Raw genomic sequence first — 18,235 nt, 5'->3', positions numbered from 1 at the left:
GACTCCGATTTTTTACAGCGTGTGCACCCAGTTTGCCAACGCGCCGAGTCCGGCGACGATCGGCAGGGCAGCGGCCAGCCTGAGCGCCATCGCGCTTGCCAATAATGGCAGCACGAACTTTTTCGGAACTTTTCGGGCGACGATCAGCATCAAGGCAACGACGAGCAGGCAGGTGGTCAATACGGCGAACAGCAGCATGGGCGATCTTCCTTTCGGTGTCGGATAGGTTCTGTTAAGCTTTAATGTAAAGGAAAAACCTTAACCGATTCTGAAAGCGCGACTCGGCCTATAGACATCCTACTTGAAAAGGGGACGGACAATCATGGATAGTTCGCATCATCCCGAAGCTTGCGAACAAAGCGCGGACGAGCGTTTGCGCTTGCTGGTACCCCGTTTGCTGGAAGCTTCGGCGCTGACGCTGTCGCGGATACAAGCGCGACTGCGGGACAAAACAATTCGCGGATATATGCTGCTCGTTCCGATCGGGCAAGCGCATATCCGGATTATAGCCGACGGGATCGAACAGGCTGCGGGCGCAGGTTCGGCAATGGCGTTGAACCCCGGAACCCGCGTGGAGAGCTGCGTGATTTCCGCGCCGGAAAACGAATGTTACGTGCTGGGCTTCGAACTGCTGCAACGATGCGAACCGGAGCCGGCGGCCGGCGATGCGCACTCCTTTCATTTGGAACCGATCGCCGATCCGCCGCTGCTTGCCGGTGTGCATCGGGATACGGAAGGGTTCGTTTGGAGCGAAGCGGCGGCGCTGTTGTGCCGTCCGCTTCCCGCGTCCGCGGGCATGCGTGAACGCCTGCTGCGCCAAACGACGTTAAGCGAATTGGCGGTCCGGTTAGGCGAACGGGAATATCCGGCAACGAGCGGGAAAAAAGACAGCCGCGAAGCGGTCGCCCGCACGCTGGCGTATATGCGGCAGTCTTACCGCGAACCGATCACGCGCGCAGCTTTGGCCGATCGGGCCGGGCTTAGCGTCTGGCATTACGCGGAGCTGTTCAAACAAATGACGGGCGACAGCCCGATCCGGCATCTCAATAAACTGCGGATCGAAGCGGCGAAGCGCGAGCTGCTGCTCGGCAGCAGCCCGATTCAGGCGATCGCCAAGCAAAGCGGCTTCGAAGACGAATATTATTTCAGCCGCAAGTTCAGCGAACTCTCCGGCGTGTCTCCCAGCCGTTGCCGTTCCGAAGGCCGGCGGCGGTTGGCTTCGGTCAACTTCGCCTACACCGGCCAATTGCTCGCGCTCGGCGCCGTTCCGCGCGCGGCCGTGCTCGATCCCGGACGCGACGTGCACCGGCGGGCTTTTTTCGACCGTATTCCGGTCTGGCTTCGCCGCGCCGAACCGGTGTCGGGCGAAGTGGTCGATTACAACCTGGAACGGTTGCGGCTTGAAGAACCGGGCATTCTGCTGTGCAGCGAATGGGAAGAACGGATCTGCCGCGAACGGCTGCCCGACCGCGTGCCGATCGCGGTCGTGCCCTGGAGCACGGCGGATTGGCGCGGGCATCTGAGCGATATCGCTTACCTGCTCGGCTTGTCGGCCCAGCGAAAAAGATGGATGGACGCTTACGAACGTCAGGTCGACGAAGTCGGCCGCGGCCTGCGTCGGAAGCTCGGCGGCGCCACCGTCGCCCTGCTCCGTCTCAAAGCGGACCGGGTCGAAGTCTACGGCGCGCGCAACGGAGGCGGCGTATTGTTCGAAGATCTGGGCTTGAATCCGGCTTATCGGTATCGGGACATCCCGATCAGCCGAAGCGTGCCTCACGACGGTTGGCACGCGTATGCCGGACAGATCAATCTGGTGATCGTCGATCCCGGCGCGGCCGCTCAAGCCTGCTGGATGTCCATGCTCGGCGAGAATCAAGGAAGAAGATATATCCGCGTCGGCGAGATGCCCTGGCTGGATTATTCCGCGCATGCCCATCGGCAGATCGTCGCGGAAGCCAACCGGCTGCTCGGCGACGAGGCGTGACGCGGGGTTCGAAAATCCCTTTTTCGTCCATGTTCGATCCCTCTATTCTCCATTCCGGCGAGGGTAAGCGAATGGTATACTCACATCTGATAATGAATATCAGTATCAGTAGATGGGGTGGAGAAATTGAAACGATCTTGGCAAAAAAGAACCTGCGCGTGGCCGTTGGCGGCGCTGATCTTTATGCTGTTGCTTAGCGCATGCGGCGGAAATTCGGCTCCGGGCGAGACTTCCGCGAACGCGGTCGGCGAAACGACGACTGCCGCAAAATCCGACGATTCGGCGACGAGCGCCGCTTCGGGCGTAAAAACGGTCGAAAACGAACTGGGCCAAACGGAAATTCCGGCCGAGCCCAAACGGATCGTATCCGTCAATATGGAAGACATGCTGTTGGCGCTGGACGTGCCGTTGGTACTGGCGACTCCGGTCGCGCGGCAAGATTATTTGAACGGGAAACTGACCGAGCAGGGAACGGAAATCGTGCCTTTGACCGAAACGGTGAACTACGAAGCGATCTTGGCGGCGCAGCCGGACCTGATCGTCGCGTCGGCGCAGCTTGACCCGGAGATGCACGAGCAGTTGCAAAAGATCGCGCCGACGATCGCGTTCGGGCGAAGCGATTGGCGCGGTTCCTTGCCGAAGCTGGCTGCGGCGCTCGGTCTGGAAGATCGCGCGCAAACGATCCTGACCGGGCACGAAGACCTAATCGCGGAAACGAAAGCGAAAGTGGCGGCGTATATCGGCAGCGGCGAAACGTCGGCCTTTTTAAGAGTGCAGGAGTCGGATATGCGTCTCTTTTTCCCGAGCGTGCTGAACGATTCCGATCCGTACGCGGGTTATGTCGGACTGGCTTACGCGGGGTTGGGCTTGACCGCTTCGCCGGAAGTGCTGAAGCTTCAGCAGGAAAACGCGGATAAGCAAAACGTCCCGATCTCGCAAGAAAATCTGCCCGATATCACCGCCGACCGGTTATTCGTGGTGGCCCTGAGCGAAGACGGAAGCGAAGAAGGACTGCAAAAAACGTACGACCAGCTTAACGCGTTGGAACAAGGGAAGATCTGGCAAGCCGTTCCGGCGGTCAAAGCGAACCATGTCTATCTGCTGAATATGAAAAATTGGCTGATCGACGGGCCGAATGCGGAAGTGTTGAAAATGAACGATCTGCTTCGCGCGCTGCAAAGTGCCGAAGATCCGGCTTGACGCGGCTTGGTTTCGAAGTTTGCGATCCGGCGCCTATGCCGCTTTCGGGCGGTATCGGCGCTTTTTGGCGTTTTTTCGTTTCGAATCCGTGACCGTTCCGCCTTTTTTGACCAACAAAGCGACTTGCGCATACACAGAAATGTAGCGCCTTGCTGTTTTCTTCTGTAAAATGGCGGTTAGAAACAGGTTAACCATCAACAACAATAACAAAAGACGCGCCGGAGCCGATCGGGGTCCGGGTCTCTTGTTGCCAGAGGAGGGGTTTCGCTATCGCAGAGCCAACTATCATCCGTTTCGAATCCGTGATGAAGCGGTACGAGGACGGACTGACCGTATTGAAAAATATCGACTTCGAGATCGAGCGGGGCAAGTTTTACACGCTGCTCGGTCCTTCCGGCTGCGGCAAAACGACAATCTTGCGCATGATCGCGGGATTCATGGAGCCGACGGCGGGTTCGATCTTTTTGGACGAAAAAATCATCAACAAAGTACCGCCCGAAAAAAGACAGGTGAACACCGTGTTCCAGGATTACGCGCTGTTCCCTCATTTGAACGTGTTCGAGAACGTGGCGTTCGGGCTGCGGATCAAGAAGCTGAAAAAAGACGTCGTCGCCTCCAAAGTGACCGAAGCGCTCAAAATGGTCAATCTGGACGGCTACGAAAACCGCGGCATCACCGAGATGTCCGGCGGCCAGCGCCAGCGCGTCGCGATCGCCCGGGCGATCGTCAACGAACCGGAAGTGCTGCTGCTCGACGAACCGCTGTCCGCGCTCGACCTCAAGCTGCGTACCGAGATGCAGTACGTGCTGCGCGAGCTGCAACAGCGGCTGGGCATCACGTTCATTTTCGTCACGCACGACCAGGAAGAAGCGCTCGCGATGTCGGACTACATTTTCGTCATGAACGAAGGCCGGATCGAGCAGAGCGGCACGCCGAACGATATTTACGACGAGCCGATCAACCGCTTCGTGGCGGATTTTATCGGGGAATCGAATATCGTGCCGGGCGTGATGATCGACGATTATTTGGTGGAGTTTAACGGGAAACGGTTCGAATGCGTCGACGCCGGACTTCGCGCGAGCGAGCCGATCGAGATCGTCATTCGCCCGGAAGACCTGGAGATCACCACGCAGGAAGCCGGCAAGTTGAAGGTGCGCGTCGATACGCAGTTGTTCCGCGGCGTGCACTACGAGATCAGTTGTTACGACGAATCCGGCCAGGAATGGCTGGTGCATTCGACCAAGCGGGCCGACGTCGGCGCGCAGATCGGACTGACCTTCGACCCGGAAGCGATCCACGTCATGCGCTTCGGGGAAACGGAAGAAGAGTTCGACCGCCGTCTGGAAGCGTACGAGGAGGACGAAGAAGTCGAGGTTGGCAATCATGAACGGTAAGGGCGGCGTAAACGCGCGGGCGCTCGCCTACATTCCGTATTATTTGTGGGTGGTGCTGTTCGTTATCGCGCCTGTCGTGCTGGTCGTGTACTATTCGCTTTTCGACGTGGAAGGCCGTTTTACGTTTGCCAATTATGCCGACTTTTTCACTCCGGTGTATTTGAAAATGACGCTGAGTTCGTTCTGGTACGCGTTTCTGATCACGCTGTTTTCGCTGCTGATCGCGTACCCGGCCGCTTTTCTGCTCACGCGCACCAAGCATAAGCAACTTTGGCTGCTGCTGATCATTTTGCCGACCTGGATGAATCTGCTGCTCAAAACGTACGCGTTTATCGGCATTTTCGGCACGTACGGTCCGATCAACTCGCTGCTGGGCGCGATCGGGATCGGCGAGCGGCAATTGCTGTTCACGAGCGGAAGCTTTGTGTTCGTATCGATCTATATTTTCGTACCGTTCATGATTATGCCGATCTACAACGCTATCGAAGAGTTGAACGTGTCGCTGACCGACGCCGCCCGCGATCTGGGCGCGTCGAGCTGGATCACGTTCCGCCGGGTCATTTTTCCGCTGACACTCTCGGGTGTAAAAGCGGGCTGCATCTCGGTCTTCATTCCGGCGTTGTCGCTGTTCATGATTACGCGCCTGATCGCGGGCAACAAAGTGATCACGCTCGGCACCGCGATCGAGCAGCACTTCCTCGTGACGCAGGACTGGGGCATGGGCTCGACCGTCGCCGTATTCCTGATCGTGGCGATGGCCGTGATTATGTTCGTGACCGGCGGAAGCAAGAAAGGGGTGCGGAGATGAGAAAAAAGAACGGAATCTCCAACCTGTACCTGATTCTCGTGTTCGCCGTGCTGTACGCGCCGATCCTGTACCTGATGTACTATTCGTTCAACAGCGGCGGAGCGATGCACGATTTCGAAAGTTTCACGCTGGATTGGTACAAAGAAGTGTTCGCCGATACGCGGCTGATTATTATCGTCATCAACACGCTGATTATCGCGCTGTTATCGTCGACGATCGCCACGATCATCGCGGTGTTCGGATCGCTGGCGATCGAGAATATCCGCCGCGCCCGGTTGAAAAACACGCTGCTGTCGCTCAACAACGTGCTGATCGTCAGCCCGGACGTCATTATCGGCGCTTCGTTCCTGATCCTGTTCACGATGGTCGGCGTCAAACTGGGCTTCGCGTCCGTCTTGATCTCGCACGTGGCGTTCAGTATCCCGATCGCGGTGCTGATGATCCTGCCGAGACTGCAAGAGATGAGCCCGACGCTGGTCGACGCGGCCCGGGATCTCGGCGCAAGCAAACGGGACGTGCTGACGAAGGTGATCTTGCCGTTTATCCGTCCTGGCATTTTCAGCGGATTTTTTATGGCGTTGACATATTCGCTGGACGACTTCGCGGTGACGTTCTTCGTGACGGGCAGCGGGTATTCAACGCTCGCGGTCGAGATCTACTCGCGGGCGCGGCAAGGCGTATCGCTCTCGATCAACGCGCTGTCCACGCTGATTTTCCTGTTCACGTTGTTCCTCGTCGTCGCGTATTACATCTCCGCGCGCCGCAGTGAAAAACGCAAAGTGGCGGAAGCCGCTTCGAGAGCGGGGGTGCCGCAATGAAGTCGATGACGCGTACGTTGATTCTGATTCTGGTCGTCGCTTTTGCGCTGATCGTCGTTGCGAACCGCTTGAACTCCAGCCAGGGCTATAGCAGCGGCAACACGCTCACCATCTACAACTGGGGCGATTATATCGACCCCGAACTGCTTGACCGTTTCCAGAAAGAAACGGGCATCACGGTCATTTACCAGACGTTCGATTCGAACGAGGCCATGCTGACCAAGATCGAGCAAGGCGGCACCACGTTCGACGTGGCCGTCCCTTCCGATTACGCGATCGAGAAAATGCGGGAAGAAAAGCTGCTGATTCCGCTCGATCACGACAAGATTCCGAACATGAAATACATCGACCCCAAATTCCTGGATCTGTCGTTCGATCCGGGCAACGAGTATTCGATGCCGTATTTCTGGGGTACGCTCGGCGTGGTGTACAACCCCAACCTGACGGATCTGACGTTCGAAAGCTGGGAAGACCTGTGGGACCCGTCGCTGCGCAACGATATCCTGCTGACGGACGGGGCGCGCGAAGTGATCGGCACGGGGCTTGTCAGTCAGGGCTACTCGCTCAACGATACGAACGAAGAGCATTTGCAGCAGGCGCTCAGCCATCTGATGCTATTGTCGCCCAACGTCAAAGCGATCGTCGGCGACGAGATCAAGCTGCTGCTGGCGAACGGCGAAGCGGCGGCGGGACTGGTATTCTCGGGTGACGCATCGGAGATCATGAGCGAGAACGAAGAACTGGATTACGTGGTGCCGGAAGAAGGGTCCAACCTGTACTTCGACAATATGGTCGTACCGAAAACGGCGCAAAACGTCGACGGGGCCATGCGGTTTATCAACTTCATGCTCGACCCGGAAGTGAACGCGCAGAACACGGAATATGTCGGGTATTCGACGCCGAACGACGCCGCGCTCGCGCTGCTGCCGGAAGACATCTCGGGCGACGAACGCTTCTACCCGCCGGATGAGCTGACCGAGCGGCTGGAAGTGTACGAGAATCTGGGCAAAAAGATGCTGGTGCATTACAACGAGCTGTTCCTTCAATTCAAGATGAACGGGTCGTAGGCGGATCAGGTTTGAGGAAAAGGCAAGGGCGGGAAGAGGTCGGCGTGAATCGTTCCGGCTGGCTGAGGAAGTCGATGTGGATGCCTTTTCCGCTACGATCTTCGCTGCTTTTTTCGCTATCGTTGTTGTCGCTATTGTTTTGTTGTTGCTCTTGCTGTAGCGGCAAAAAGAAATAAGTGCGGATATCCCGTTATTTCGCGATTGTGACAGGGTAGGCGAAAATAGATGCGAATATACAGGTAATCGGAGCGAAATCGCGAGTCGTGACCGAATTCAGGCGAAATAAATGGATATATGTTGGTATTTCGCTTTGGAAAGCGGATTTGGCGAAAATAAATGCAGATTTGCAGTTATGTCGAGTGCTTCTTGGTTCGATCTCCGATGGTGAGTCATTGCGTTTGAATACGTTCCGAGAATCGACCGTTCCCGAAGCCGGGGGCGGTCGATTTGCGTGTATCGGCTGTCGTCTACCGGCTGTCGGCGCATCTCAAGTAAGTCGTATTCTTCGGATACCGGGGTTGCGTGCCTGACCGCTGATCTTCACCACGCGATCCGGCGCACTGATTACGATCCCCGTCGCTTCCCCTGTATTTCTGGAAAAAAACGGTCTCATTCTGGATATAAACGCGCGACCTGCTTATAATAGGGGTTAGTATATTGGCAGCCACAGGTTCGAAACCCGAAGAGGCTCTACATAAATCCGAATCACCGAAAGGGCAGAGGCCATGATTAACGGACAATACGCAGGCAACGAAGCGAAAAGCGAAAATAGGCGGTACGACCGGGAAGGGTCGCGTTCTTCCGGTCAGCGGACGCCCGCATCCGAACAACCGAAGCCCGGCGCGGGGCGTTATATGCCCGGACTTGACGGATTGCGCGCGCTGGCCGTGCTGGCCGTCATCGCCTATCATCTCCATACGGAATGGGCGCCGGGCGGACTGCTCGGCGTGACGATGTTTTTCGTCTTGTCGGGTTATCTCATCACGGATATTTTGCTGGCGCAATGGGATCGGACCGGCAAGTTCGATATGAAAGACTTCTGGGTCAGACGGGCGAAAAGACTGCTGCCCGCCATGCTCGCTGTTGTATTGGCGACGGTGCTGTGGTCGATCATCGTCGACCGCACAAGGCTGCCCGCCATGATCGGCGACGTGCCCGCCGCGCTTCTTTACTACAGTAACTGGTGGTCGATCTTCCATGAGGTTTCGTACTTCCAGAGCTTCGGCCCGCTGTCGCCGCTCGGCCATCTGTGGTCGCTGGCGGTCGAGGAACAATTCTATATCTTCTGGCCGATCCTGCTCGGCATCGGATTGATCCTGGCGCAAAAGAATCGCGGCAAGCTCGCTCTGGTGCTGGCCGGGCTTGCATTGGCCTCGGCGCTGGCGATGGCGATCATGTATCGCCCGGGCGAAGATCCGAGCCGTGTCTACTACGGCACGGACACGCGCCTGTTCTCGCTGTTGATCGGCGCGGCGCTGGCGGTGGTCTGGCCGAGCCGCAAGCTCAAAACGAATATTTCGAAATCGGCGACGAAAACGCTCGATATCACGGCGACGATCTGCTTGATCGTGATCGCGGTGCTGATCTTCAAGTCGAACGACTACGGCACGTTCCTGTATCGGGGCGGCATGGTCCTGCTGTCGCTGGCGACGACCATTCTGGTCGCCGCACTGGCGCATCCGGCTTGCCGGCTCGGGCGGGTGCTGGGCACGAAGCCGCTGCGCTGGATCGGCGCCCGTTCGTACGGATTGTACCTCTGGCATTATCCGGTCATCGTGTTGACGACGCCGCTCGTGAATACGGGCGGGCCGAATATGCTTCGTATCGTATTGCAATTGGTGGTCAGCTTTGTATTGGCCGCTTTATCGTATCGGTATATCGAGCAGCCTGTTCGGACAGGCGAGTTCGGGAAATGGTGGCGCCGCGTCATGAAAGAGCCTGGCGTTGGTCGAAAACGCTTGGCCGGTACATTGGGCGGATCGGTTGCGCTTGTGCTGATTCTCGGCTTTGCGATGACCCGGCTTGCTCCGCCGGCGGAAGCGCAAACGCCTTATGCCGGGACGGATGTTCCGGCTGCGGAAACGCAGGTGACGGAAGGGGTTGCTGCCAATGCCGGAGCGGATTCTTCCGGCGCTGTTGACCCTGCAAACAATGAAGCGACGGACACTTTCTTGCCCGCTGGAACGGGAGTCGGAATGACGGCAATCGGCGATTCCGTCATGCTCGATATTCAACCCTATCTGGAGGAAGCATTGCCGGGGATTACGGTTGACGGCCTAGTCGGTCGGCAGATGTCTCAGGCTCCGGCTCTTGTTGATCAGTTGGAAGCCAACGGCCAAATGGGAACGACCGTGCTGATCCAGCTTGGGACGAACGGTTCGTTTACCGATGAGCAGATGAACAATCTGTTGGCGAAGCTGCCGGATGCAACCAAGATCGTGCTTGTGAACACGCGTGTTCCGCGTCCTTGGGAGAGTGTCGTGAACAGTACCTTGCAGAGCGCAGCGCAGCGGGATAATCGAATCCTGCTCGTGGATTGGTACTCGGCGAGTGCGGGACGTGATGATTACTTTGCGAGAGACGGCGTACATTTGATGCCAGCGGGAGCCCGGGCTTATACGCAGTTATTGGTGGAAGCGCTGAAAGGCGGGCAATAAGGTCTTCGAAGCTTAGAAGACGCTGATGCTACTACCCCGATAAGCTGCATTGAAGAAACTTATCGGCATATTCAAAAAGACCTTGTTTCGCTCGGTGCGAAACAAGGTCTTTTTTGGAACGGAAGTTGGAGTCGAGGTTCGGGGCGAAAGTGAACAGGCTCGGCTGCCGGATCGGAAAAGCGTAAGCGGCATACGATTCGTTCCGGTTTCCCGATAGCTTTTAAAATTTGGAAGCTTTAGCTTTCTTGTTGAAAGGAATCAACAGCAGTGCGCCCAAGCCGATCAGTACGAAGGCCAATAGGGGTTGCTCCATGAAGGTGCGCGTTGTTAAGGCTTCGATTGAGAATACGGCGAAGAACAGCAACGAGATCACCGTCAGGACATTGATCGGGATCAGCAGCCAACGATTACGTCCGCCGAAGAAGTAGAATTCAAGCAGGCCGATAGCCGGAGCCAGAATGAAGCCCGGCCACATGACGTCCCAACTGTTGAACAGCATGGAAATTTGACAGACGAGCGCCACTGTGACCAGTAAGCCGCCGGGAATCAGCAAGCCGGGCATTCTCCCGTGCGTCATGGAGAAATACATCCAGTGGAAGAACAGGCCAAGCGGCAGAATAAATAAGGAAGCCCAGAAGTACGCGAAGATCATTCCCGAATTCATACCTGTCCCTTGTCCGAGCAGCAAGTATGCACCGAGTAGAATCAGCAGCGGACCCAAAATCGCTTTCTTTGACATAACAACCTCTCCTCTGTTTGTTTGATCGTGCACGTCAGCACGTCGAAGTCTAACTTAACTATACGCTTTTATAGCCTCCATGCACCTCGTCCAGCGGATTGAAAAGTTCTCGGTCTCAAGACCGATTTACAGCCTTTGCAACCGGCACAAAGTTCACGCAGGCGTGATCAAGGGTTGCGTCTTGGCCTTCGGTCACGGTAGTTTAGAAAGAAGAAAAGCAGGCGCGCGATTCCAATGCGTCGGCCGGGTCAAATCTGCGAGCTGGAGGAGAAACCATGATTTCATTTTTGCTCACCTTGAAACGCCTGATCGGAGGGATTTTTAGAGCCTTTCGTTCCAAGAACTTTCAGGCTCTGTTTGTTCTGGCCCTGGTTTTCCTGATATCGGGGACTATTTTCTATGTGCGGGAAGAAGGACTGGCGATCGTGGACGCGTTGTATTTCTGCGTGATGACGCTCAGTACGGTCGGGCATCCCGACTTTGTGCCGACGACGAGTTTGGGCAAAGTGTTTACGATGGTTTACGTTCTGGCGGGTACCGGGATATTCCTCGGTCTTATGCTGCACATCGCTTATGCGATATTCAAGGAGAAGCGGCGTGAAGAGGACGGAGACTCGGATAAGCGCACGAATTCCAAAGCATAACCATCTTAACCGAATAGGAGAGAGCAGCCATGAAAATTTTGATATCGGGCTTTGAGCCTTTCGGCGATTCGCCGATCAATCCGACTCAGGAGCTGTTGGAGCGGATCGAGCAAGAAAATTTCGAAGGCATTGACGTACATACGTTGTTACTGCCCGTGCGGTATGACGATTGCGCCGACCGATTGCTGGAGGAGGCCGAGCGTTTGCAACCGGATGTGGTCATTGCTTGCGGTTTGGCCGCGGGACGCACAGCCATTACGCCGGAGCGGATCGCGATCAATATCAAAGACACCGAGAGCTACGCGGACAACGGAGGGCGCAGCCCGCACGATGAACCGATTCGCGAAAACGGCCCGGACGGCCTGTTCGCGACATTGCCGATCCGGCGTATGGTGGAGGAGCTTCGCGCAGCCGATATCCCGGCTTCCGTCTCAAACACAGCCGGAACGTATATTTGCAACAACACCATGTATGTCTTACTGGACTCCTTACAGCAAAAGCATTCAAAAACACTTGCGGGCTTTGTCCATTTTCCGGCTTCGACCCGTTTGTCGGCGCTCAAGCCCACGCTTCCTTCGCTTCCTCAGGAGACGTTGCTGGAAGGGCTCCGAATCCTTATTCACGTTACGGCCCGGGCGATAACTGATCGGAAAACAAGCGGTTTTTAAACGGCTGCACAGATTTCTGGATTGCTGGCTGTAAGTGAATCGTTTCGTTATACTCGCTAAATGGCTTGCAGCATCCGTTTTTGTCGGATTTTGCAAGTTTTTTGGTTTTTGGCGTTACAAAGGAGTTAAACGGGGTAATGTATACGGACTCAGTGTATTTTGCACTATTTACTCAACTCTAACCGAAAAAAACCCCCAGGTTGAACGGATGATCGCCGGTCAACCAGTCACATAAACGGTGATTACCTATTTGAAATGAGCGGGACACACGAGTTGACAGACTATGCGCGCGCATATGGCATTCGACGTTTTTCATTTTTCATCAAGAGAGAGGCGGATGGCTTTAATGAGCAGTATACAAGGCAGAACGGGTTCCATATCTTCAATCGGAGGCATCTCGGCGTTGAATACGTCGTACACGCCGAGTCGCCATGGAAAAGCTCCGCTTGAGAATCGAAAGGCCAGTCTGGAAGCCGAGCTGTCGCGGGTACTCCAGCTTCCGGCTTCCGTTGCGGACCGGGATCAACGGGCGATGCGTATCCGGCGGCATATTGCATTGCTTGAGCGGCATATTGCCCTGTTGGATGCAGCAAACGGAGAACGTCCGGAATTCACGGTTCAAGGACGTCCGGAGCGCGAGCATTCGGAGCAGGAAAAGCAACAGCGGGAGCAGCCCGAGTTTGCGTTGCCGGAGGACGAAGAGCAGGAAGAGACTACCCGGAACGCGGTTCTCAATAGACCGGTGGCTCCGAAAGGCGGAGACGATTACGCCCGTGCCATGTTGGGCTCATTCGATTCTCCGGGTTCGCTCTATTCGGCGCCTGCGGCTCCGGGTACGGTGCAACCTTGGGAAAATCGTTCGGAGCCAGCCCGCGCCGCAAAAGTCGGCCGTAACTTTGACGTCAGCATTTAAAACGGAAGTCCTATTTCCGGTAGCCCTTGCTTTTGGCACGCGCCAAGAGTAAGGGCTTTTTTCTTTTCCCCGGCATTCAACAAACTTTCAGCTAGCGTTCAGCCAGTCTTCAACAAGAAGCTTTACAATGGAGAAGCAGTAGGCAAGCGGCTCCATCCGGGCCGAATCTCGATACCGATAAAGAAAGCAGGGGGTTTCATGTCCATCTCATCCGTATCTTCAAGCAGCGCAGCGTCGTATTCGTCGGCTTCTTCCGCCTCGGATTCGTCGAAGCAAATCGCGCAGTTGGAGAAACAAAAGTCCACGCTCGAAGCCGAATTGACCAAGGTCAAACAAGGTTCGGCCAAATCCGAAAAATCGGAAAAAGAGCAGCAGGTCAAGCAGATCCAGCAGCAAATTCAGCAGATCGAGCGTCAAATCGCGCAGCTCAGTTCGCAGAAAAGCGATTCGGCGGAGTCCTCCGCTCCGCCTTCGGCTCCTGCAAATGAAGCTTCGCAAACGGCGCAGCGGGCTTCGGACGAGAAGGCACTCCTGCAAAACACGGCATCGGCTTCGGCCGGAGACACCGGCAGCCTGCTCGATATCCGGGTGTAATCAAGGCCCGGCTTGACGAGACATGCAAGCTTTTATTCGCGAAGCCGCTTCTTTTCGAGCTTACGGCTCGTCCGCATAGAAGAAGCGGCTTCGCGTAGAGGATTGCATGAACCCAACCATATAAAAAGCAGCGCGCGTCCGCCCGCAAGCCGCCGTTTTTCGCGTTCCCGTTCCACACGCGGGCTTGTTCGAAAAAAGGGGCTGCGTGCGCGTTGCTTTTTATCTCCCTGGACGGCACTCTCCCCTGTCTGCCGTCCGCCTTTCCAGCAAGATCTCTCGTACCTGATTCATTTCAACCCCAGACAAAAGCCCGATCGCATCCTCCGTGCGACTCGGGCTTTTGTTTTTTTTGCGATCTCGGAAACTTTTCGTCATGCGCAAAGCGGAAATTCGTACACTGTACGATCGGATATTTGAGAATAAGTGCGAATATGCACTTAATATCTTTGAATTTTACCTTTTAGAGAAAATAGATACGTATATGCACTTAATTACTCCGTATTAGACTTTTTCACGCTCATTTACTTCAAATAATTGCATATACGCACTTATTTCAATATTCGGAAGCCAATCGGTCGTAAATAAGTGCATTTGAGCATTTATTTCGACTGCTTGCGCTCAAATCTTGCTCAAGTCCCGCTTAAGTCCCGCTTAAATCCCGCTCCGGTGTCGCTCCAAACAAAGCCGCTCCGGAAAAAGCTTCTCCGTCTTCTCACCTTGCCCCTATCCGGGCGCTTGTGGGACTTTCTCGACCGGCCGAAAGGCGGAAGGCGAAAGGCTTGCCGCCTTTTTAAAGCGCCCGGTCTTTCAGGCTGCGCAGCATTTCTTCTTTGACGGCGAGAAGCCCGGCTTCAAGCTGTTCCGGCGAAGCGTAAGCGAACGACAGCCGCATATGGTGCAGGTCGTCCGACTCGTAAATATAGCCCGGATTAATCAGCACTTTCCGGTGCAGTAAGCGCAGGAAAAAGCTTTTTTCCACGATCGGTTGACGGAAACGAAGCCAGATATAAAAACCGCCCGCAGGGGATTCCCAATCGGTCCATTCGCCGAGAATATCGCGTAGCGCCGCTTCCGCGAACGCGGCGCGTGCTTGCAGTTCGCCGCGCAGCCGCGCCGCGTTTTGCGCGTGCAAGCCCGATTCCAGCCAATGGGCCGCAATTTCTTGGGAAAAAGCACTTGAGCCGTAATCGGTCTGCATTTTCACGTCGGCCAGTCTCGCGGCAACCGGAGAAGGCGCGACGATCCAGCCGATCCGCAGGCCCGGACTGAGCGACTTGGACAAGCTTCCGAGATACAGCACCTGACCGGAAGAGTCGGAGGCTTTGATCGGCGGCAGCCCCGGCTCGAACAGCAGATCCCGATAGACGTCATCCTCGACGATAGGAATACGCAGATCGGAACAGACGTCGTACACCGATTGCCGCTCTGCGGCGTTCCAGCTCCGCCCTGTCGGATTGTTCAAGGTCGGCACGGCGTAGAGCAGCGATTGGCGTCCCCGGATCGCTCGCTCCAATCGTTCGCGCATGCCGGAACCGTGGCGGAAAGTCAACATACGCATCCCGGCGGATTGAAAAGGATGCACGGAGTTTAGATAGGAAGCCGGTTCGTGAAATACCGCAGATCCTTCTTCCAGAAGACCCACCGAAATTAATTGCAGCGCTTGAAGCGCCCCTGAGACGATGCAGATATTATCGGGCTGCGCATAGATGCCTAATGTCTCAAGTCTGGCGCAGATCGCCAAGCGCAGTCTCAAACTGCCCAGCGGTTCCGAATAGCCGAGCATGCGCGGGTCCAGCTTGAGATCGCGCAGCGAATGTTCCAGTTGCCCGGCAAGCAGCAAGTCCGGCGCCAGCTCGCCCGTGCCGAGCCGGATAAAGGCAGGATCGGGTTCGCTTTCGTTAATCAGGCGGATGGTATGCCGATTGGGCCGGTGCACGCTCGCGCGGATATGCCGCTGCCAATTCGGCTGGGAGCGCGACAGCAGCGCGTTCCAGGCGCTGCCGGATACGTATACGCCGGAGCTGCGGCGCGTATCGAGCAAGCCGTCGGCTTTCAGCTCGTCGAGCGCGGCTTGCACGGTGCTGCGGTTGACGCCGAATCTCGCCGCTAGCTCGCGCTGGGGCGGCAAACGGGTTCCGGCGGCCCAATCGCCGGTTTCGATCCGTTCCGAGATCCGGGCGACGATCTGCGCCTGAAGCGTGCGGTGCGAATGTTTGGAAAGTGTCCAGTCCATACGGAAGCTCCTTTTCGAACGATCTCGATTGGGTGGGTCAATATCCATCCAATTGGCCGTTTTTCTTTTCCTGCGTGCATCGTAACATGGAACAGGAAAAGGAGTCGATGTTCAGATGGAAGCGATCGTGCACGGATTGATATTGGCGTTAGGCTTGATTTTGCCGCTCGGGGTGCAGAACGTATTCGTATTTACGCAGGGGGCGGCGCAGCCACGATTGTCGAAAGCGTTGCCGGCCGTGCTGGCCGCTTCGCTTTGCGATACGCTGTTGATCGTGCTGGCGGTATTCGGCGTCTCGGCGATCGTGCTGAAGTTCGAAGCGTTACGCATGTTGTTGATGCTGGGCGGCATCGCATTTCTGGCGTATATGGGCTTCGCGCTCTGGCGCACCCGTCCGGATTCGTCCGGACACAACAAAAAAGGAAGCGCCCAGGCGCTTCCTTCTTCCAAACAAATCGCGTTCGCGATCTCGGTATCGCTGTTGAATCCGCATGCTTTGCTCGATACGGTGGGCGTGATCGGCACGAGCGCGCTGGCTTACGAAGGCGACGCCAGGCTGCTTTTTGCCGCAGCCTGCGTGATCGTCTCCTGGCTGTGGTTTGTCGGCCTGGCCTGCGCCGGTTCGGTTCTGCGCCGATTCGACGGCGCAGGCCGGGTGATGGGCGTGTTCAATCGCTGCTCCGCCCTGTTTATCTGGGGTACGGCTTTGATCCTGTTAGTGCAATGGATATCGGATACGCCGTTCCGCTAAAAACGGAATCCGGTTCCGGCAAGCGGCGGGCAGGCGATTAGTTCGCGTTGCCGTCCGCTGCGCAGTCTTCGTCGCCTTCTGCGTACGGAAGTCCCCAGACGGAGACGCTGCCGCCGTTTACCGGGAAATCGGCGAAGCCGTCTTCCCCGATCGTGATCTTGTCTTCGCGGTTCCCTGTCAGGTCGATCCATTCTTCGCCGGAACGTTCCGGGCCGACATTCATATGCTTTTGGCCTTCCTCGCCGTTGGTCAGAACGACGGCGCAGCCGGAACCCGGGAATTCTTCGCTGCCGCGACGAACCCAGCCGATCGTGTTCGGATGATCGAAATAGTCTTCCTGCTCGCCGTAGGCTTTTTGGCAGCGGGCATGCAGAAGCGGGTCGATCATGGCTTTTTTGCCGTCCATCGCGTGTTCGCCGCCGATTCCGAAGTAGTCGCCGTAGAAGACGCACGGATAGCCGTCGCGGCGCAGCAGGATCAAAGCGTAAGCCAGCGGCTTGAACCAGTCGTCGATCCACGATTCCAGCGATTCGCCCGGCTGGGAGTCGTGATTGTCCACGAACGTGACCGCGTGCAGCGGGTGAGTCTGCACGAGCGTGTCGTCGAAGATACGCGTCAGGTCAAAAGCGCTGCCCGATTGCGAAGCCGCGTGCAGCTTGTAGTGCAGCGAGACGTCGAACAGGTCGATCCGGTAATCCACCGTGTCCAGGAACTCCCGGCAGGCGTTCAGGTCGTTGTTCCAGAATTCGCCGACGATATAGAAATCTTCGCCGCGTTTGCGGATCATTTCCCCGGCGAATTCGCGGATGAAGTCATGGTTGATATGCTTGATCGCGTCCAGGCGGTATCCGCTGCATTGCAGGGTATCGACCAGCCAGCGTCCCCAGTTCATCATCTCTTCGCGCACTTCCGGCAGGGAGTAGTCGAGGTTGGCGAACATCAGGTAATCGTAGTTGCCGAATTCGCTGTCGACGTTCTGGTCCCAGCTCCGGTTCTCGTCGCCGATCCGGTAGATGCCGTTGTTGCCGGTCGCGTTATCGAAGTCGGTTCCGTTGAAGTGGTGATGGTCCCATTTGAAGTCGGAATATTGGTCGCCGCGGCCGGGGAACGTGAACTTGGTCCATCCTTCGATCTCGAACGGTTCTTCGGAAATGACCTGGTTGCGATCGTTCGCGTCGACTTCGACCACTTTGAAGCGCTCCGTCTCGTCCGCGCCCGCTTTGTGGTTCATGACCAGATCGACGTAGACCGCGATGCCGAATTCGTGACAGGCCGCGATCGCGCTTTTCAGTTCTTCTTTGGTTCCGTATTTGGTGCGTACCGTACCTTTCTGGTCGAATTCGCCCAGATCGTACAGATCGTATATGCCGTACCCGGTGTCTTCGGCGGATTGCCCTTTGGTGACGGGCGGGATCCAGACGGAATCGATGCCCCAGGCTTTGAGTTCGGGCGCCATGTCTTTGAGTCGATTCCAGTGCTGTCCGTCTGCATCCACATGCCATTCAAAAAATTGCATCATCGTGTGATTTGCGGCCATAACAAAAAGAGCCTCCTTGGGTTCGAATAGATTCGCAAATGCTACCGGGTGTCCGAAGCGGCGTCGGCGCAAGCCGCGTCGCTCCGGGAACGGGGAAAGAAGGCCGAAAAGCCTTTGCATTCGATTAAACTTCAATATATTCCATGCTAAAAAGGATTCACTCGCTCGCTAACCGGAATACTACAAGTTACCCAAAAGAACCATAAAACTAAACGAACTTGTCGAACG

Annotated in this window: 16 protein-coding genes; 12 read left to right on the top strand and 4 right to left on the bottom strand. The window is 56.3% G+C overall.

All coding sequences use genetic code 11. The annotated features are described in order from the left end of the window. Window positions 1-12: 12 nt before the first annotated feature. Window positions 13-198, bottom strand: coding sequence for a hypothetical protein (locus WKI47_RS20430; RefSeq protein ID WP_340229028.1), 186 nt, complete (start codon window positions 196-198; stop codon window positions 13-15). Window positions 199-322: 124 nt separating this feature from the next. Between WKI47_RS20430 and WKI47_RS20425 the strand changes: the two genes are divergently transcribed. From WKI47_RS20425 to WKI47_RS20395, 7 genes are all read left to right on the top strand, one after another. Next, complete coding sequence (locus tag WKI47_RS20425) at window positions 323-1,984, top strand: AraC family transcriptional regulator (RefSeq protein WP_340229027.1); 1,662 nt, start codon at window positions 323-325, stop codon at window positions 1,982-1,984. A gap of 126 nt (window positions 1,985-2,110) precedes the next feature. Beyond that, window positions 2,111-3,184 carry an ABC transporter substrate-binding protein gene (locus tag WKI47_RS20420; RefSeq protein ID WP_340229026.1) on the top strand — a complete coding sequence of 358 codons (1,074 nt, stop codon included), beginning with the start codon at window positions 2,111-2,113 and terminating at the stop codon, window positions 3,182-3,184. Between the two features lie 269 nt (window positions 3,185-3,453). After that, window positions 3,454-4,578, top strand: a complete 1,125-nt coding sequence (locus WKI47_RS20415; protein WP_340229043.1) for an ABC transporter ATP-binding protein — start codon at window positions 3,454-3,456, stop codon at window positions 4,576-4,578. Beyond that, window positions 4,568-5,386, top strand: a complete 819-nt coding sequence (locus tag WKI47_RS20410) for an ABC transporter permease (protein ID WP_340229025.1) — start codon at window positions 4,568-4,570, stop codon at window positions 5,384-5,386. Before WKI47_RS20415 ends, WKI47_RS20410 begins: the two co-directional genes overlap by 11 nt. Continuing rightward, a complete protein-coding gene (locus tag WKI47_RS20405; RefSeq protein WP_340229024.1) occupies window positions 5,383-6,204 on the top strand; it encodes an ABC transporter permease in 822 nt (273 codons plus the stop codon). Before WKI47_RS20410 ends, WKI47_RS20405 begins: the two co-directional genes overlap by 4 nt. Continuing rightward, on the top strand, window positions 6,201-7,271 hold the full coding sequence (locus tag WKI47_RS20400) for an ABC transporter substrate-binding protein (RefSeq protein WP_340229023.1): 1,071 nt from the start codon (window positions 6,201-6,203) through the stop codon (window positions 7,269-7,271). Before WKI47_RS20405 ends, WKI47_RS20400 begins: the two co-directional genes overlap by 4 nt. Before the next feature lie 725 nt (window positions 7,272-7,996). Further along, window positions 7,997-9,928, top strand: coding sequence for an acyltransferase family protein (locus tag WKI47_RS20395; RefSeq protein WP_340229022.1), 1,932 nt, complete (start codon window positions 7,997-7,999; stop codon window positions 9,926-9,928). Window positions 9,929-10,148: 220 nt separating this feature from the next. Here the strand turns inward: WKI47_RS20395 and WKI47_RS20390 are convergent, their stop codons facing one another. Then, window positions 10,149-10,667: a hypothetical protein gene (locus WKI47_RS20390; RefSeq protein ID WP_340229021.1), complete on the bottom strand. Its 519-nt coding sequence runs from the start codon at window positions 10,665-10,667 to the stop codon at window positions 10,149-10,151. Between the two features lie 275 nt (window positions 10,668-10,942). Between WKI47_RS20390 and WKI47_RS20385 the strand changes: the two genes are divergently transcribed. The 4 genes from WKI47_RS20385 to WKI47_RS20370 all read left to right on the top strand — a co-directional run bounded on the left by WKI47_RS20385 (window position 10,943) and on the right by WKI47_RS20370 (window position 13,486). Further along, window positions 10,943-11,311 (top strand): potassium channel family protein, encoded by a 369-nt coding sequence (locus WKI47_RS20385; RefSeq protein ID WP_340229020.1) that lies wholly within the window; start codon window positions 10,943-10,945, stop codon window positions 11,309-11,311. Window positions 11,312-11,340: 29 nt separating this feature from the next. Beyond that, on the top strand, window positions 11,341-11,979 hold the full coding sequence (locus WKI47_RS20380; protein WP_340229019.1) for a pyroglutamyl-peptidase I: 639 nt from the start codon (window positions 11,341-11,343) through the stop codon (window positions 11,977-11,979). Window positions 11,980-12,325: 346 nt separating this feature from the next. Next, complete coding sequence (locus tag WKI47_RS20375) at window positions 12,326-12,892, top strand: hypothetical protein (RefSeq protein ID WP_340229018.1); 567 nt, start codon at window positions 12,326-12,328, stop codon at window positions 12,890-12,892. 198 nt (window positions 12,893-13,090) lie between these two features. After that, window positions 13,091-13,486 (top strand): FlxA-like family protein, encoded by a 396-nt coding sequence (locus WKI47_RS20370; RefSeq protein WP_340229017.1) that lies wholly within the window; start codon window positions 13,091-13,093, stop codon window positions 13,484-13,486. A 790-nt stretch (window positions 13,487-14,276) separates the two neighbouring features. On the opposite strand, the gene WKI47_RS20365 is transcribed toward WKI47_RS20370, so the two are convergent. Next, window positions 14,277-15,719, bottom strand: coding sequence for a PLP-dependent aminotransferase family protein (locus WKI47_RS20365; RefSeq protein WP_340229016.1), 1,443 nt, complete (start codon window positions 15,717-15,719; stop codon window positions 14,277-14,279). Window positions 15,720-15,834: 115 nt separating this feature from the next. Here WKI47_RS20365 and WKI47_RS20360 point away from each other — a divergent pair, with 115 nt between their 5' ends. Beyond that, window positions 15,835-16,470 carry a LysE/ArgO family amino acid transporter gene (locus WKI47_RS20360; protein WP_340229015.1) on the top strand — a complete coding sequence of 212 codons (636 nt, stop codon included), beginning with the start codon at window positions 15,835-15,837 and terminating at the stop codon, window positions 16,468-16,470. Between the two features lie 37 nt (window positions 16,471-16,507). Here WKI47_RS20360 and WKI47_RS20355 read toward each other — a convergent pair whose 3' ends face one another. Beyond that, window positions 16,508-18,007 carry an alpha-amylase gene (locus WKI47_RS20355; RefSeq protein ID WP_340229014.1) on the bottom strand — a complete coding sequence of 500 codons (1,500 nt, stop codon included), beginning with the start codon at window positions 18,005-18,007 and terminating at the stop codon, window positions 16,508-16,510. Window positions 18,008-18,235 lie beyond the last annotated feature (228 nt).

The sequence above is a fragment of the Saccharibacillus sacchari genome (genome assembly GCF_037722395.1).
Lineage (GTDB): Bacteria > Bacillota > Bacilli > Paenibacillales > Paenibacillaceae > Saccharibacillus > Saccharibacillus sacchari_A.
The sequence above is the reverse complement of the archived record's forward strand: the minus strand, read 5'-3'. Positions and strand labels throughout refer to the sequence as shown.